The sequence below is a fragment of the Telmatospirillum siberiense genome, assembly GCF_002845745.1.
Taxonomy (GTDB): domain Bacteria; phylum Pseudomonadota; class Alphaproteobacteria; order Rhodospirillales; family Magnetospirillaceae; genus Telmatospirillum; species Telmatospirillum siberiense.
In genome coordinates this window covers 133,723-149,798 of the sequence record NZ_PIUM01000003.1, presented here as the reverse complement: position 1 = coordinate 149,798, position 16,076 = coordinate 133,723, and the positions used below count along the sequence as shown (strand labels likewise).

Below are 16,076 nucleotides of genomic sequence, written 5' to 3'. Positions count from 1 at the left end.
AACCAATGGTCTTTTTATCTTACAAAAAGAATAACTTCCAAAAATGGAAGGATGATAGGGATAATAATTATTGGATTTTCGAGTGATTTTTTTAGAAATTATTACGAATCTATTAATATAAGTGATTTCAGCGCGGCCGCTCTTTACCGGCAGGATGGTGCTCTGTTGGCCCGTTTTCCCGAGATTGACGGCGTGTTGGGAACCATCATTCCGAACCATCCGGCGTTGGTCGCGTTACGAAGCGGTTATCAGACGCGAATCACCTCCGAGCCGCGTCCCGTCGACCAGTCCGACCGCCGTTGGCGGATCGTCGCCGCCAGCGCGGTGCCGGGCTATCCGTTGGCCATTGTGACGGGCGCCACCTCCGACCTGGTTCTCGCCTCCTGGAAGAGCCGCGCGATGACCTTGGCCGTCGGCGCTCTTCTGCTGTCCGCGGCCTCGGCTGGCTTGATGATGTGGATCGCCTGGCTCGTTGCCAGGCGCGACGTGGTGGCGGCCGAACTCCGGCTCGCCCGTGATGCCGCTGAGCATGCCAACCGGGTGAAGTCCGAATTCCTGGCCATGATGAGCCATGAAATCCGAACCCCGATGAATGGTATTCTGGGGATGAGCGGTTTGCTGCTCGATACGGAATTGTCGGGCGAGCAGCGTCACCTCGCCGAGACGGTGAGGATATCGTCCGAAGCCTTGTTGACCATTTTGAACGATGTTCTCGACTTTTCCCGGCTGGAGGCCGGCCGGATGGAGCTTGAACGCTTTCCATTCGAAATCGAGCCGATGATATCGGGTGTCATCGATATTTTTCGCCCTCGCCTGGTGGAAAAGGACGTGGTTCTCAGATACCGGGTCGGCCCGGGGGCATCCGGCTTTTTCATGGGTGATCCGAACCGTTTGCGGCAGGTGTTGCTCAATCTGATCAGTAACGCGGTGAAGTTCACCGAGCGGGGATCCGTCGAGGTGACGGCCGACGTGACGGCCCGGAACGGAGAAGTGTGGTTCGAGGCCTGCGTGGAGGATTCCGGCATTGGAATTCCGGAAGCCGTGCTCCCCCTGTTGTTCAACAAGTTCACCCAGGCCGATTCGTCGACGGCTCGCCGCTACGGCGGTAGCGGTCTGGGGCTGGCGATCAGTCAGCACATTGTCGAATTGATGGGGGGCGGGATCGGGGTCGATAGCGTGGAGGGGCGGGGAAGCCGTTTCCGCTTCGAGGTGCCGCTTTCCTACTGTCCCGAGGAGGTCGCGGCGGCGCTCGGTCGGCAGGCTTCGCCGGCGGCGGAAGGTCTCGTCTCCGAACATAAACCATCACGTCGCCTGCGCATTCTTTTGATCGAGGATAACAAGATCAATCAGCAGGTCGCCGTCGGCTTTCTGACCAAGCTGGGGCAGGAGGTCGATGTCGCCGACGATGGTTCGCGCGGCATTTCGATGCTGAAGGACCAGCATTACGATCTGATCTTCATGGACTTGCAGATGCCCGGGATGGACGGTTTGGCCGCCACTCGGGAAATCAGGCGGTTACCCGCACCGTTCGGTCAGGTTCCCATCATCGCCATGACGGCGGACGCCATGGTCGGCGATCGCGCCAAATGTCTGGCGGGGGGCATGAACGATTACATTTCCAAACCTTTGAAATACGGCGGTCTGGCGGCGCTGCTCGATGGCTGGATCTCGCGGCTCGGGGGGCAGAGGACGTGGTTCGCGGGGGAGGGGGCCTCTCCGCCGCCGGTAGATGACGCCGGTGGTGGAATGGCGGACGTGGCTCTGATCGATCGGGAGGCCGGTGCCGTTCTGGTCGACGCCCTTGGGCGGGATGGGCTCCTGGCCATGCTCGATCTTTTCGGCAAGGACATGAAGGGGCGGTTTGCCGAGATCGATGCGGCACTCGCCGTCGGCGATGCGTCCGGCGCGGCGAGGGGAGGGCATTATTTGAAGGGCGCCGCCGCCAATCTCGGCTTGCTCCGGCTCGCCGGGATGTTGTCGGTCTTTGAAACCACTCTGCGGAACGGCGGTGCCGGTGCCGCCGAGGCGCGCAGGTCCCTGGAAGAGGTGGCGGCGCAAAGCCTGGCCGCGGCGCGGACGTTCCTGTCCTGATCGCTGCGGGAGGGGCGGCCCATGCGCCTCCTCCCGGGGTTTATCTGCGGAAATTTCAACGCGGCTGGGGCGGCGCTTCGAGACGGGCTCCGTCCGGTTGAGGGTGAAGCTCGACCTTTCTGTCATGATGTTCGGCGATGCCCGGACGGTGGCCGATGCTGACGATGGTGAGGTCGGGCAGCCTCTGGCGCAACCGGGTGTAGAGCATCTGTTCCAACGTCGTGTCGAGGGAGGCCGTCGCCTCGTCGAGGAACACCCAATCGGGGCGCTTCAGCAAGATACGGGCGAAGGCGACCCGTTGCTGTTCGCCCGGCGACAGGACGAGGGACCAGTTCTGGTCCTCGTCCAGCCGTTCGGTGAACGGCTCCAGGCCGCAATCGATCAGTGCCTGTCGCTTGCTCTCGTCGCTGCTGTCCGTGGTCGGTTCCGGATAGCTGAGGACGTCGGCGAAGGTGCCCTGCGGCATATAGGGCTTTTGGGGCAGGAACATCAGTTTGGCACCGGCCGGAACATGGATCGTCCCCGATCCGAAAGGCCATAAGCCGGCCAGGGCGCGGAACAGCGTGGACTTGCCGCTGCCCGACGGGCCGGTGATCAGGACCGCCTCGCCGGCCTTCACCGTCAGGGAGGCGCTGGTGATCAATGGTTTGCCGTTCGGCAGTTGGAGGCCCAGCTTGTCGACGTCCAATGCCGCCACCCGTCCCTCCGTCCGGGTGATCGTGGGCGATTCCTCGGCGGCGATGGCGGTGTGCATGGCGTGATGGAAGGTGACCAGACGATCGACCACGGCGCGCCATTCGGCAATGTTGGAGTAGGAGGTGATGATGAAGGAAAGGGCGTCCTGCACCTGGCCGAAGGCCGAGGCGATCTGCATCAGTCCGCCCAGGGTGATGGCCTTGCTGAAATAGCGGGGCGCCGCCACGACGAAGGGGAAGATGATGGCGATCTGGGCATAACCGGACGTCCACCATGTCAGGGTCTTCTGGCGGCGCATCAAGGCCCACCAATTCTTGATCACCGGGACGAAGGTCTTGTGGAAATTGTCGTGCTCTCTCGCCTCGCCGCCGTAAAGCGCCACGGCTTCGGCGTTTTCACGGAAGCGCACCAGGCTGAAACGGAAGTCGGCTTCGAAACGCTGCTGGCTGAAATTGAGCCCGACCAGGGGCAGGCCGATGCGGTTGATCAGCCAGGTGCCGACCAGGGCATAGAGGATGGCGGCCCAAAGCATGTAGCCGGGGATATTGATCTGATGGCCGGACAACATGAAGCTCAAGGGGCCGGACAGTTGCCACAGAATGGCGAGGAAGGAGAACAGGGTCACCACCGAGCTCAGCAGTCCGAGGGCCAGGCTCAAGGTCAGTTGGACGAACAACGCGAGATCCTGGGCGATGCGCTGATCGGGGTTGTCGGTGGCGCTGCCGGTCAACTGCAGGCGGAAATAGGCGTGATGGTCCAGCCAGCGGGTGACGAAACGCTCGGTCAGCCAGCTTCTCCAGCGGATCTGGAGCATCTGGTTGAGATAGAGCCGGTAGACGGCGACGGCGATGAAGATGGCGGCCAGCCAACTGAAGCGGAAAAGCTGGTGGAGGGCCTCCTGCTCGTTGAGGTCCTGTAAGGCCGTGTAGAACAGGTTGTTCCATTCGTTGAAGACGACATTGATATAAACGGCGCCGAGGTTGAGGGCGATGATCGCCGCCAGCAGGCCGCGCGCCGCCCATCGTTCCTCCGAGGACCAGTAGGGGCGGGTCAGCGCCCAGAAGTCGCGCCAGGGGAAACGCTTCTTTTCGGTCATGGATGGCTCCGGGTTGGAATGGCGGCGGGGTGAGGGATCATCAAAACTGTCGAGTCCGATTGATAGCAGGCCCTGCGCGGTATCGCGAGTTAAGGAAAGTTAATACCGGTTGTTTTTTGCATTTGTAGCTGCTTCCGGTGATCTGAACGGATCTCAATCACCGGGCGGGGTGCCCCTGCATCCCATGGCTGACGTCGAGCCTTAAAAAAAGCCGGGATTCGGAAATATTTCATGGCGCCTTGGCGTCCGGGCGGTTTTCTGAAATCCTGATCTCACGGGAGCGATGGGGATAAGCCTCATCGTCCGAATTCGACCTTCGACGAGAGTTCCTTAGTCCATGCCCCATGCCGATTTTGTTCATCTCCGCGTCCATACCGCCTATTCGCTGGCCGAGGGGGCGATCAAGATCAAGCCTCTGGTGAAGCTCTGCGAGAAGATGCATATGCCGGCGGTGGCCATGACCGATACCGGCAATCTGTTCGGCGCGATGGAATTCTCCAATTACTGCGCCGACGCCGGCATTCAACCGATCATCGGCGTGCAACTGCATGTCCGGCGCGAGAGCGAGGTGGCGAAAGGGTTCGGCGGCGGGCGGGACCAGGGGCGGACGCCGGAGCCTGATCAGCTTGTCCTGCTGGTGCAGAATGAAACCGGCTATGCCAATGTGCTGAAGCTCGTCTCCAAGGCGTTTCTGGAAACCGACGGCGGTGAGACGCCGCAGGTCGATATGACTGACGTGACGGCGCATGCCGAAGGATTGCTGGCGCTGTCGGGCGGACCGCGCGGCGCCGTCGGCCGGTTGCTCGGGGAAGGCCAGCCGGACAAGGCCGAGGCGGCCCTGGTCCGTCTCGAGGCGGCGTTTCCCGGCCGTCTCTATATCGAATTGCAGCGCCACGGCCTGGCGCTGGAGGAGGCCATCGAGCCGGGCCTTATCGGTCTGGCGGACAGTCACGAACTTCCGCTGGTCGCCACCAACGAGCCGTTTTTCACCGATGGCGGCATGTATGAGGCGCATGATGCGCTGCTTTGCATCGCCGAGGGCGCTTACGTCAGTCAGGACGAGCGGCGGCGCCTGACGGTGGAGCACCGCTTCAAGTCGGCCGAGGAAATGCGGACCCTGTTCGCCGATCTTCCCGAAGCCGTCGATAACACCGTGGTGGTGGCCAGGCGTTGCGCCTTCATGGTGAAGAAGCGCAAGCCTCTGCTTCCGCCGTTCCATATCCCCGGCATGACCGAGGTCGAGGTGCTTCGCAAGATGAGCACCGAGGGGCTCGAACGTCGTCTGGAAGCCCACGTCTTCACCCCGGACATGGATGAGCAGGAACGCGAGCGGGTCGCCAAGCCCTATCACGAGCGCATGGAATATGAACTGGGCATCATCATTCAGATGGGGTTCCCCGGTTACTTCCTGATCGTGGCCGATTTCATTCAGTGGTCGAAGGCCAACGGCGTGCCGGTCGGACCGGGCCGCGGTTCGGGCGCCGGTTCGGTGGTCGCCTGGGCGTTGACCATCACCGATCTCGATCCCTTGCGCTGGGGACTGCTGTTCGAGCGCTTCCTCAATCCCGAACGCGTCTCCATGCCCGACTTCGACGTCGATTTTTGCCAGGATAATCGCGAAAAGACGATCCACTACGTCCAGAACAAGTACGGCTACGACCATGTCGCGCAGATCATCACCTTTGGTAAGCTGCAGGCGCGCGCGGTTCTGCGCGACGTCGGCCGCGTGCTACAGATGCCCTATGGTCAGGTCGACCGGCTTTGCAAGCTGGTGCCCAACAATCCCGCCGATCCGGTGACCCTGGAAGAGGCCATCGAGAGGGAACCGCTGCTGAAGGAGATGCAGCAAAGCGACGAGCAGGTGGCCCATCTGCTCGATATCGGCATGAAGCTGGAAGGGCTCTACCGTCACGCCTCGACCCATGCCGCCGGCGTGGTGATCGGCGACCGGCCGCTCGATCAACTGGTGCCTCTCTATCGAGATCCGCGTTCCGACATGCCGGTGACCCAGTACAACATGAAATGGGTCGAATCCACCGGGTTGATCAAGTTCGACTTCCTGGGGCTGAAGACCCTGACCGTGCTGCATCGCTGCGTCGACATCATCCGCCGGACGACAGGCGACGAGATCGACCTCACGGCCATTCCCCTGGACGATACCTCGACCTACGAGATGCTGGCCCGTGGCGAGACGGTGGGCGTGTTCCAGTTGGAAAGTTCGGGCATGCGCGACGTGCTGCGCAAAATGAAGGCCGACCGTTTCGAGGACATCATCGCCGTGGTGGCGCTCTACCGTCCGGGGCCGATGGACAACATTCCCCACTACATCGCGGTCAAACAGGGCCTGGAGCCGCCCGATTACCTGCATCCCCGCCTGGAAAAGATCCTCAAGGAAACCCACGGGATCATGATCTACCAGGAACAGGTCATGCAGATCGCCCAGGAATTGTCCGGTTATACCCTGGGCGGCGCCGACCTTCTGCGCCGCGCCATGGGTAAGAAGATCCAGGCTGAGATGGATGCCCAGCGCAAACTGTTCGTCGACGGCGCCATGGCCCGGGAGGTCGACAAGACCAAGGCGTCCGAGATTTTCGACCAGGTCAACAAATTCGCCGGCTACGGCTTCAACAAGTCGCATGCCGCCGCCTACGCTTTGGTGGCCTATCAGACGGCTTGGCTGAAAGCCAATTATCCGGTGGCCTTCATCGCCGCCTCGATGACCTACGACATGCACAACACGGACAAGCTCAACGTTTTCCGCCAAGAGCTGGACCGTTTGAAGATCAAATTATTGCCGCCCGACATTAACAAATCCGGACCCGATTTCTGGGCCGAGACCGTCGGCGAGGGCGAATGGGCGGTGCGTTATGCCCTGGCCGCGCTGAAAAACGTCGGCACCGCCGCCATGGAGGCCCTGGCGGCGGAACGCAAGGCGCACGGTCCCTTCCGCGACCTTGGCGATTTCGCGCGGCGGATCGACGCCAAGGCGATCAACAAGCGCCAGATGGAAAATCTCGTGAAAGCCGGGGCCCTGGACAGTTTGAGCCGCAACCGCGGCCAGTTGTTCGAGGGCATCGAGGTGGTGCTGCGCGAAGCCCAATCCGCCGCCGGGGACAGGGAGACCGGCCAATCGAGCCTGTTCGGCGGCGCCGCCACGCCGACCAAGCTGGTTCTGCCCAATCGGCCGGATTGGGCGCCCGTCGATAAGCTTCAGCAGGAGTTCGACGCCATCGGCTTTTATCTTTCGGCCCATCCGATGGACGCTTATGGCAAAAGTCTGACGCGTCTCGGCGTGCTGAAGTCCAACGAGCTCGTGCGTCATCTGTCGGCGGGGGGCAAAAGCCGCGTCAAGCTGGCCGGGACCCTGAACGCCAAGCAGGAGCGCGTTTCCAGCCGGGGCAGCCGTTATGCGTTCCTGAGCCTGTCCGATGCCGCGGGCCTTTTCGAGGTGATGGTGTTTTCCGAATTGCTGGCCACCACCCGCGATCTTTTGGAAAACAACACGCCGCTTCTGGTGACCGTCGAGGCCCGGTTGGAGGATGAACAATTGCGGATGACCGCCCAGCAGATCGAAAGCCTCGATCAGGCGGCGGCGAAGGCCGCGGCCGGTCTCAAGATCTTCATCCGGGACGAGGCGCCGCTCGATACGTTGAAAACCCTGGTTGCCAAGGAGGCGCGGGGGCGCGGGCGCATCGTTCTGGTGGCACAGACCGAGGAGCGCGAGGTGGAGGCTTGGTTGAGCGGCTCTTACGCCCTGTCGCCGTCGTTGATCGGCGCGGTCAAGACGATTCCGGGCGTTGTCGAGGTGCAGGAGCTTTAGGACCCGTCGCGAAGGCGGTCTATCCGTCTACTACTCGAACATGTGATTTTAAATGACATGTTCGAGTAGGTTTTTTGTGACGCCTTCGCCTCCGGCTTCGGCCATGCTCTAAGCCCGAGCGGCCATTGAGGCCGCGGCCAAGAACGCGGATGCGTGCGCTAAGGCCAAGGGCTTAAACAAATCTTAGCGTGATGCAGATTTAAGGCACATCTAGTGGCACCTTTCATTTGAAACGCGCCACTACCCAATCAGCAGGGTATGGTGATCGTCTTGACCCGCCCCTCTCTGCTGGGTGGTCTGATAGGCGGTGGCCGCATGGGTGGAAATGTCCTGTCGGGCGGTCGGGCTGGAGGAGGCGTTGGCATTCTGGTCGGGCGGGGTGGCGGATGTTGTCCCTCCAACCGTCGATGCGGCATCGCTGTTTCCCGTGGTGTCCGCCGAGGACGATGCTGCCGGTGACGTGATGACCGTGGCCGGGCTGGCCGTGGTGCTGACGCCGGTGGAAGCGGGATCGGCTGACGTATCGGTGTTCGAGCTGTCGGCTGTTCCGCCGTCGCCCGGCATAACCAGGGTTTGCACGAACGAGGCTGCGGACTGCGCTTGGCCGGGAAGGGGCGTGCCAAAATAGTCGATCGGCGGAAAGCTGTCGTTCGCGTCGCTGATCGGCAGGGTCACCACCTGCGAGGTCGGCGGAACGGTTTGTCCCGGAAGGACCTGGACCACCGTCCGCAAACCGCCTGGGGTGGGTATGAGCGTGCCCACGTTGGCCATTTGCTGATAAATAGGGCCTTCGCCCCTCCTTCGCCACGGCTGGCTGACGGGATGAACAAAACCTACGCTTTTATACTACACCTTTTCCCTTTCCATTTGGTTAATTGCGGAGGCCGTCGCGGCTGGAGCGTTTAAGGGAAAACTCAGATCGAAGCGGGTTCCGCTGCCTGGTTTGGTGGTGACGCGCAAGGTGCCGTCCGCCAGCCCGGTAACCAGATTAAAGCCCAAGGCCTGATGCCCCTTGCAAAATGGCGCGCCAGGGGATATGTACCGCCCACAAATCCGCACGCGGGAAGCGCGGATGGCCTTGCGGCCGTTCGCTCCGGTGCTGGTCCAGCTTAACATACGATAAGCCGGCCCGGCGATGTCCCGCGGAGGTTTAACCGGAGAAGCAAAGGAATTCTCTCATGGCACTGCCGACGTACTCCATGCGTCAGCTCATCGAAGCTGGCGTTCATTTCGGTCATAACACCCGCCGCTGGAACCCGAAGATGTCGTCCTATCTCTTCGGCATTCGCAATGGCATTCACATCATCGATCTGCAGCAGACCGTTCCCTTGTTGCATCGTGGCATGCAGGCCGTGCGCGACGTCGTCGCCGGCGGCGGCCGCGTTCTGTTCGTCGGAACCAAGCGCGCCGCCGCGGAGATCGTCGCGGAGTCGGCCAAGCGTTGCGGCCAGTATTATGTGAACCATCGTTGGCTGGGCGGCATGCTGACCAACTGGAAGACCATCTCCCAGTCGATCAAGCGTCTGCGCGAGATCGAAGAGCAGATGGCTTCGGGCAATGTGCAGGGCCTGACCAAGAAGGAGCAGCTCAACCTCTCCCGCGAGCAGGACAAGCTTGAGCGCGCGCTGGGCGGCATCAAGGAAATGGGTGGCCTGCCGGACATTCTGTTCATCATCGACACCAACAAGGAAGGTCTGGCGGTTCAGGAAGCCAACAAACTGGGCATTCCGGTGGTGGCGATCCTCGATTCCAATTCCGATCCCCATGGCATCACCTATCCGATCCCCGGCAACGACGATGCGCTGCGGGCCATCCAGACCTACTGCGACATGATTGGCGGCGCCGTCCTGGACGGCATCCAGGCCGAAATGTCCCGGTCCGGCGTCGATCTCGGCGCATCTGCGGAAGCTCCGGTCGAAGAGATCGCCGAGGTGGTCGAGGAAGCTCCGGTGGTTGTGGAATCCGCGCCCGCGCCGGTCGAGGAACAGCCCGGCGCCTGAGGCCCTGGTCGCCGGACGATGCCGGCGGCTTGATCACTTTTGCGAATGGCGGCGGCAGCAGTCGCCGCCATTTGTTTCGTTTTGTCGTTTAGATTCAGATGGAAGAGGATACCATGGCCGAGATTTCCGCCTCGCTTGTGAAGGAACTGCGCGAGAAGACTGGCGCCGGCATGATGGACTGCAAGAAGGCCTTGACCGAGACCGCCGCAGATATTGAGGCCGCTGTCGATTGGTTGCGTAAAAAGGGTTTGGCCGCCGCGGCCAAAAAGGCTGGTCGCATTGCCGCCGAAGGTTTGGTGGCCGTGGTCTCCGAGGGCTCCAAGGGTGCCCTGGTCGAGGTCAATGCCGAGACCGATTTCGTCGCCCGCAACGAGCAGTTCCGGGGATTTGTAAAGTCCGTGGCCGACCTCGCCCTGTCGACCGGCGACGACGTCGATGCTTTGAAGGCCGGCAAACTGCCGGACGGAAAGACCATCGAGGAAGAACTGACGGCCCTCATCGCCACTGTCGGCGAAAACATGAATTTCCGTCGCGCCAAGACCTTGTCCGTGAGCCATGGCGTGGTCGCCAGCTATATGCACAGCGCCACCGTTCCGGGCCTGGGCAAGATCGGCGTGCTGGTGGCTCTCGAATCGTCGGGCGACGCCGCGAAGCTGACCGAGGTCGGCAAGCAGATCGCCATGCATGTGGCTGCTGCCAATCCGCAGTTCCTGTCCGTCGACGCGGTGGATTCCGCTTCGCTGGAGCGCGAGCGCGCCGTGTTGAGCGAGCAGGCCGCTGCGTCGGGTAAGCCCCCGGCCGTCATCGAGAAGATGGTCGATGGCCGCATTCGCAAATACTACGAAGAGGTCGTCCTGCTGGAGCAGGTCTTCGTCATCGACGGCGAAACCAAGATCAGCAAGGTGGTTGAGAACGCCGCCAAGAGCCTGGGCGTTCCCGTCAAACTGGCCGGTTTCGCCCGTTTCGCCCTGGGCGAGGGAATCGAGAAGGAGCAGAAGGACTTCGCGGCCGAAGTCGCGGCCCAACTCGGTCACTGAGCTTATACTTCCTATGGCGCAAGCGGCGCCGGGAGAGCCTGTCGCGTCCAGAAAGGACGCGACAGCGGCGGGGAATGGTGTATCATCCCTGCCTGCTGGTGGCCTGCCCACCTGCATCCGGCGCTGTTCGTCACCCCTTTTCAAAATTCCTGGATCAGAGGCTCAACAATGCCTGATGCGCCCAAGTTTCGCCGTGTGCTAATCAAGCTTTCGGGCGAAGGTCTCATGGGCGATCGTGAATATGGTCTCGACGGAGTCACGTTGAGCCGTATCGCCGGTGAAATTCGCAGTGTCGTCGATCACGGCGTGCAAGTCTGCCTGGTGATCGGCGGAGGCAACATTTTCCGCGGCGTCTCCGGCGCCTCCAAGGGAATGGAACGGACCAGCGCCGACTACATGGGCATGCTGGCCACCGTCATCAACTCTCTAGCGATGCAGAACGCCCTGGAGCGTGTCGGTTTGCAGACGCGCGTGCAGTCGGCCATTCCCATGGCCATGATCTGCGAGCCCTATATTCGCCGCCGCGCCATCCGGCACATGGAGAAGGGCCGCGTCGTCATTTTCGCGGCCGGTACCGGTAATCCGTTCTTTACCACCGATACCGCCGCGGCGCTCCGCGCCGTCGAGATGAACTGCGATGTGCTGGTGAAGGCTACGCAAGTCGATGGCGTCTATTCCGCCGACCCCCACAAGGTCAAGGACGCGGTCCGCTATGATCGTCTGACTTTCATGGATGTGCTGGCCAACGAGCTCCAGGTGATGGATGCGACCGCCATTGCGCTGTGTCGCGAAAACGACCTGCCCATTCTCGTCTTCAATCTGCATGAAGGCGGAGCATTCGCCAAAGTGGTGGCCGGCGACGGACGGTTTACCATTATCGAAGAAGGAAACTGACTCGTGTCCGTAACTAGCTATGCCGAACTTAAAAGTGACATCAAGCGCCGCATGGACAGCGCGGTCGAGGTTCTGAAGAAGGAATTCGGCGGTCTCCGGACGGGGCGCGCGTCGACCAGTCTGCTCGATCCCATCGTTGTCGATGCCTATGGCAGCTCCATGCCGCTCAATCAGGTCGGCAACATCAATGTGCCGGAGCCCCGCATGATCACCGTGCAGGTCTGGGACAAGGGCATGGTGAAGGCCGTCGAGAAGGCCATCCGTGATGCCGGCTTGGGCCTCAATCCGCAGGCTGACGGGCAGTCCGTCCGCGTGCCGATTCCTCCGCTCAACGAGGAGCGCCGCGTCGAGTTGCAGAAGATTGCCGGCAAATACGCCGAACAGGCCCGGGTTTCCGTGCGCAATGTGCGTCGCGACGGAATGGATGCCCTAAAAAAGCTCGAAAAGGACGGTGTCATCTCGCAAGACGAGCAGCGCTCCCACGAGAAGGAAGTCCAGTCGATCACGGACGAGACCATCAAACGGATCGACGAGGCGCTGGCTCATAAGGAAAAAGAAATCATTCAGGTTTGATCTTGATGGAAGCCCTTCAGACCCAGTCCGGTTCCCCTGTGCCGCCATTGCATGTCGCCATTATCATGGACGGCAATGGTCGCTGGGCCAAATCGCGCGGTCTACCGCGCACCGCCGGCCACCGCCGTGGCGCCGAAGCGGTGCGCGAGGCGGTGAAGGCCGCCGCCGATTTGGGCGTCTCCTATCTCACCTTGTTTGGTTTCTCATCGGAGAACTGGAAGCGGCCGCAAGGCGAGGTCAGTGATCTAATGGGCCTTCTGCGCATTTATTTGCGCAGCGAAATCAAGGAGCTGCATGCAAGTGGCGTTCGCCTTTGCGTGGTCGGAGAACGCCAGCAATTCGCTCCCGATATCGTGCGCCTGATCGAGGACGCCGAAAAAAAGACGGCGGCCAATACGAAATTCACCCTGGTCCTGGCGCTCAATTACGGCGGCCGTCAGGAACTCGTGCGAGCGGCGCGCCGGTTTGCCGAGGACGTGGCCGCCGGACGGTGTGATCCCGCCGAACTTGATGAGCAAGCCTTCGCTGGCAAGCTTTTCACTGCCGGCATCCCCGACCCCGATCTTCTGATCCGCACCAGCGGTGAAAAACGTATCAGCAATTTTCTGCTGTGGCAGTCGGCCTACGCCGAAATGGTTTTTCTTGATGTCCTGTGGCCCGATTTCTCGCGAACGGACCTCGAAGCGGCGATGCAGGAATACCAAAGGCGTGAGCGCCGCTACGGCACCGTAGGCTGAGAGCTCTTGCTGCGCCAACGCATTCTCTCCGCCCTGGTCATGGCGCCGATTGCCATCGCCGCCGTCTGGTTCGGCTCATGGGCCTTCGCCGCTCTGGCGGCGTTGGCCGGCGGATTGCTGGCATGGGAGTGGGCGCGTCTTTGCCGTGGCTATTTCGGCGTGGCCGGCGTATTGCTGGCGGTGATGGCCGTTCTGGTCGCTGTACTGGGGCGGTCCCATCCTTTTGACGCCCTGGCGGTGATTGCTGTTGCTCTGTTCGCTGTGCCTCTGGCCGATCGGACGAAAGGCCGGATGAGAATTTGGATGATCGCGGGCGTCCTTTACATCGGTTTTCCTTGTCTCGCCTTGGTCTGGCTGCGTGAGCAGGGGCGTGAGACATTGTTTTGGCTGCTGTTTCTGGTTTGGGCGACGGATATCGGCGCCTACGCGGCCGGACGAGCCATCGGCGGTCCCAAACTGTTGCCGCGTGTCAGTCCGAAAAAGACATGGGCGGGATTGTTCGGCGGTATGCTCTCGGCCGCTCTCGTCGGTGCCGTAACCGGCTTGGGTGTGGGTGATTCTCCGGTAGTGCTGGCGGGTCTCTCGGGGGGGCTGGCCATCGTCGCACAGGCCGGCGACCTGGCGGAGTCATGGGTTAAAAGGCGTTTCGGGGTCAAGGACTCGAGTGCCATCATCCCCGGACATGGTGGCGTGCTCGATCGCCTGGACGGATTGCTGACCACCGCTCCCGTGGTGGCCGTGATCTGCTTGACGTTCGGCGGAGGACTCCCCCTATGGCGGTGAGAATGAAATGAGCAGTGAAAAAAGAAGTGTCACCATCCTGGGCTCCACCGGTTCGGTGGGCTGCAATACGGTGGATTTGATCGAGCGCGAGCCCGATCGTTTCGTCGTCGAGGCACTGGTCGCCAATCGCAATGTGGCGAAGTTGGCCGAGCAAGCCAAGCTGCTGCGGCCTCGTCTGGTCGTGGTAGCCCAGGAAAACGCCTATCTTCCCTTGAAGGAAGCCCTGGCCGGCAGCAACATCGAAGTCGCGGCCGGTCGTGCTGCCGTGGTGGAGGCTGCCGCCCGTCCCGCCGATTGGGTGATGTCGGCGATCGTCGGGGCCGCCGGTCTGGAGCCCACCCTGGCCGCCATTCGGCGAGGAGCCATGGTGGGGTTGGCCAACAAGGAAACCCTGGTTTGCGCCGGGACGCTGGTAATGGGCGAGGTCGAGCGCCATGGCGCCACCCTGATTCCCGTCGATTCCGAGCATTCGGCGATTTTCCAGGTGCTCGACACCACACAACGTGATCGCATCGACAAGATCATCCTGACGGCTTCGGGCGGACCATTCCGCCGGTTCAGCTCCGAGCAGATGGCGTCGGTCACGCCGGAACAGGCCGTAGCCCATCCAAACTGGGATATGGGCGCCAAGATCTCGGTGGATTCGGCGTCGATGATGAATAAGGGGCTCGAACTGATCGAGGCCTATCATTTGTTCGGATTGCCGGAGGATCGCATCGATATTCTGGTGCATCCCCAGTCGGTGGTCCACAGCATGGTGTCCTATATCGACGGCTCGGTTCTCGCTCAGTTGGGAACCCCCGACATGCGGACGCCGATCTCGCTCGCCCTGGGGTGGCCGAAGCGCATGGCCACGCCCGGAAAGAGGCTTGACCTGGGGCAGGTGGGGACCTTGACGTTCGAGGCTCCGGATCCAGAACGGTTTCCCGCTCTGCGTCTGGCTCGTGACGTGTTGCGCAAGGGCGGTGCCGCCCCCACCATTCTGAACGCCGCCAATGAAGTGGCGGTGCAGGCGTTCCTGGATCGCAAGATCGGTTTTCTCGACATCGTCCGGCTGGTCGAGCAGGCTGTTTCCGCCCTGGGCGACGCTCCGCTGAACGTGCTCGCCGATGTGCTCGCCTGCGATGCGCAGGCGAGGGAGGTCGCCAGGGGTTTGGTGGCCGGACTTTCGCGATAGGCCTCGAATATATGATGCATCTGCTCACCGGCCTTTGGGACTACGTCGTCATCTTCCTGGTGATTTTGACGGTCGTCGTCTTTGTTCATGAACTGGGGCACTTCCTGGTCGCCCGTTGGAATGGCGTCAAGGTCGAGGTGTTCTCCATCGGTTTCGGCCCCGAGTTGTTCGGCTTCACCGCCAAGTCGGGGACGCGTTGGAAGTTCAGTCTTCTGCCGCTCGGCGGTTATGTGAAGATGTTCGGCGATGCCGACGCTGCCAGCACACCCGATCTCGCGACCTATTTGCCCCCCGAGGAACAGGCTTACGCGTTCCGCTACAAGAAGGTCTATCAGCGGGCCGCGATCGTCGTCGCCGGGCCTTTGTCCAATTTCGTCTTCGGTATCGTGGTGTTGGCCGGCATGTTCATGATCTATGGCCAGCCGCGGACCGCGCCGGTCATCGGTCAGGTGCAGGCCGACAGTGCCGCCGCGGAGGCCGGTCTGTTGGCCGGGGATCGCGTGCGGGAAGCCAATGGCCAAAGCGTCGAACGGTTTCAGGATCTGCAGCGTATCGTTCGTCTGACCGTCGGTGAGCCCGTTGCGCTGGTGATCGAGCGCGCCGGACAAAGCATGATGATCACCGCGCGTCCACGGGTAACCGAGGTGAAGGACGTTTTCGGAAATGCCCACAAAACTCCGGTTTTGGGGATCGTCGCCGATCAGAACAGCACCGAAGTGGTTCACTATAATCCTCCTCAAGCATTGTGGGCGGCGACCCGGGAGACGGGGGAAATGGTCTCCTCGACCTTGATCGGGTTGGGGCAGATGGTTTCCGGCCAGCGGGAAACCGATGAGTTGGGCGGGCCTTTGCGAATTGCGAAAGGTGCCGGCCAGGCAGCTCAGCTTGGGGTTGGAAGTGTCGTCTTCTACACGATCTTGTTGTCGATCAATCTCGGCTTGATCAATTTGTTCCCCGTTCCTCTGCTCGACGGCGGGCATCTGTTGTTCTATGGTATCGAGGCCCTGCAGGGTCGGCCGCTCGGGCCGAGGGCGCAAGAATATGGTTTCCGCATTGGCTTGATTCTGGTATTCGCCTTGATGTTGTTTGCTACCCGCAACGATTTGATCGATTTGCGGGTGTGGGAATTCATTAAAGGTCTCGTATCCTGACGGCCGTTGGTCTCTGAGAGG

Annotated in this window: 12 protein-coding genes; 10 read left to right on the top strand and 2 right to left on the bottom strand. The window is 61.5% G+C overall.

Annotated features, from left to right (window positions below; genetic code table 11):
• The first annotated feature begins 165 nt into the window (after positions 1 to 165).
• Entirely contained in the window at positions 166 to 2,091 is a 1,926-nt protein-coding gene (locus CWS72_RS04345) for an ATP-binding protein (protein WP_158240506.1), read from the top strand.
• 55 nt (positions 2,092 to 2,146) lie between these two features.
• Here the strand turns inward: CWS72_RS04345 and CWS72_RS04340 are convergent, their stop codons facing one another.
• The gene (locus tag CWS72_RS04340) at positions 2,147 to 3,883 is read right to left on the bottom strand and encodes an ABC transporter ATP-binding protein/permease (protein WP_101249342.1); all 1,737 of its coding nucleotides are present in this window, start codon (positions 3,881 to 3,883) and stop codon (positions 2,147 to 2,149) included.
• A 337-nt stretch (positions 3,884 to 4,220) separates the two neighbouring features.
• On the opposite strand from CWS72_RS04340, the gene dnaE reads away from it, so the two are divergent.
• A complete protein-coding gene (dnaE, locus tag CWS72_RS04335) occupies positions 4,221 to 7,703 on the top strand; it encodes a DNA polymerase III subunit alpha (protein ID WP_101249341.1) in 3,483 nt (1,160 codons plus the stop codon).
• A 240-nt stretch (positions 7,704 to 7,943) separates the two neighbouring features.
• Here the strand turns inward: dnaE and CWS72_RS04330 are convergent, their stop codons facing one another.
• The gene (locus tag CWS72_RS04330; protein ID WP_101249340.1) at positions 7,944 to 8,474 is read right to left on the bottom strand and encodes a RodZ family helix-turn-helix domain-containing protein; all 531 of its coding nucleotides are present in this window, start codon (positions 8,472 to 8,474) and stop codon (positions 7,944 to 7,946) included.
• 407 nt (positions 8,475 to 8,881) lie between these two features.
• On the opposite strand from CWS72_RS04330, the gene rpsB reads away from it, so the two are divergent.
• The 8 genes from rpsB to rseP all read left to right on the top strand — a co-directional run bounded on the left by rpsB (position 8,882) and on the right by rseP (position 16,055).
• Positions 8,882 to 9,703, top strand: coding sequence for a 30S ribosomal protein S2 (gene rpsB / locus CWS72_RS04325; protein ID WP_101249339.1), 822 nt, complete (start codon positions 8,882 to 8,884; stop codon positions 9,701 to 9,703).
• Between the two features lie 113 nt (positions 9,704 to 9,816).
• A complete protein-coding gene (gene tsf, locus CWS72_RS04320) occupies positions 9,817 to 10,740 on the top strand; it encodes a translation elongation factor Ts (RefSeq protein ID WP_101249482.1) in 924 nt (307 codons plus the stop codon).
• A 168-nt stretch (positions 10,741 to 10,908) separates the two neighbouring features.
• The gene (gene pyrH / locus CWS72_RS04315; RefSeq protein ID WP_101249338.1) at positions 10,909 to 11,634 is read left to right on the top strand and encodes a UMP kinase; all 726 of its coding nucleotides are present in this window, start codon (positions 10,909 to 10,911) and stop codon (positions 11,632 to 11,634) included.
• Between the two features lie 51 nt (positions 11,635 to 11,685).
• Complete coding sequence (frr, locus tag CWS72_RS04310) at positions 11,686 to 12,207, top strand: ribosome recycling factor (protein WP_101249337.1); 522 nt, start codon at positions 11,686 to 11,688, stop codon at positions 12,205 to 12,207.
• Positions 12,208 to 12,212: 5 nt separating this feature from the next.
• Positions 12,213 to 12,944: an isoprenyl transferase gene (locus CWS72_RS04305; RefSeq protein ID WP_101249481.1), complete on the top strand. Its 732-nt coding sequence runs from the start codon at positions 12,213 to 12,215 to the stop codon at positions 12,942 to 12,944.
• A gap of 6 nt (positions 12,945 to 12,950) precedes the next feature.
• Positions 12,951 to 13,727, top strand: a complete 777-nt coding sequence (locus CWS72_RS04300) for a phosphatidate cytidylyltransferase (protein ID WP_101249336.1) — start codon at positions 12,951 to 12,953, stop codon at positions 13,725 to 13,727.
• Positions 13,728 to 13,734: 7 nt separating this feature from the next.
• Positions 13,735 to 14,904: a 1-deoxy-D-xylulose-5-phosphate reductoisomerase gene (locus CWS72_RS04295; RefSeq protein WP_101249335.1), complete on the top strand. Its 1,170-nt coding sequence runs from the start codon at positions 13,735 to 13,737 to the stop codon at positions 14,902 to 14,904.
• A gap of 14 nt (positions 14,905 to 14,918) precedes the next feature.
• Complete coding sequence (gene rseP / locus CWS72_RS04290; RefSeq protein ID WP_101249480.1) at positions 14,919 to 16,055, top strand: RIP metalloprotease RseP; 1,137 nt, start codon at positions 14,919 to 14,921, stop codon at positions 16,053 to 16,055.
• Positions 16,056 to 16,076 lie beyond the last annotated feature (21 nt).

Coding starts and splice junctions, on each gene's coding strand:
- rpsB (WP_101249339.1), top strand. CDS start 8,882: ATGGCACTGCCGACGTACTCCATGCGTCAGCTCATCGAAGCTGGCGTT.
- CWS72_RS04340 (WP_101249342.1), bottom strand. CDS start 3,883: ATGACCGAAAAGAAGCGTTTCCCCTGGCGCGACTTCTGGGCGCTGACC.
- tsf (WP_101249482.1), top strand. CDS start 9,817: ATGGCCGAGATTTCCGCCTCGCTTGTGAAGGAACTGCGCGAGAAGACT.
- frr (WP_101249337.1), top strand. CDS start 11,686: ATGGACAGCGCGGTCGAGGTTCTGAAGAAGGAATTCGGCGGTCTCCGG.
- CWS72_RS04305 (WP_101249481.1), top strand. CDS start 12,213: ATGGAAGCCCTTCAGACCCAGTCCGGTTCCCCTGTGCCGCCATTGCAT.
- rseP (WP_101249480.1), top strand. CDS start 14,919: ATGCATCTGCTCACCGGCCTTTGGGACTACGTCGTCATCTTCCTGGTG.
- CWS72_RS04295 (WP_101249335.1), top strand. CDS start 13,735: ATGAGCAGTGAAAAAAGAAGTGTCACCATCCTGGGCTCCACCGGTTCG.
- CWS72_RS04330 (WP_101249340.1), bottom strand. CDS start 8,474: ATGGCCAACGTGGGCACGCTCATACCCACCCCAGGCGGTTTGCGGACG.
- dnaE (WP_101249341.1), top strand. CDS start 4,221: ATGCCCCATGCCGATTTTGTTCATCTCCGCGTCCATACCGCCTATTCG.
- pyrH (WP_101249338.1), top strand. CDS start 10,909: ATGCCTGATGCGCCCAAGTTTCGCCGTGTGCTAATCAAGCTTTCGGGC.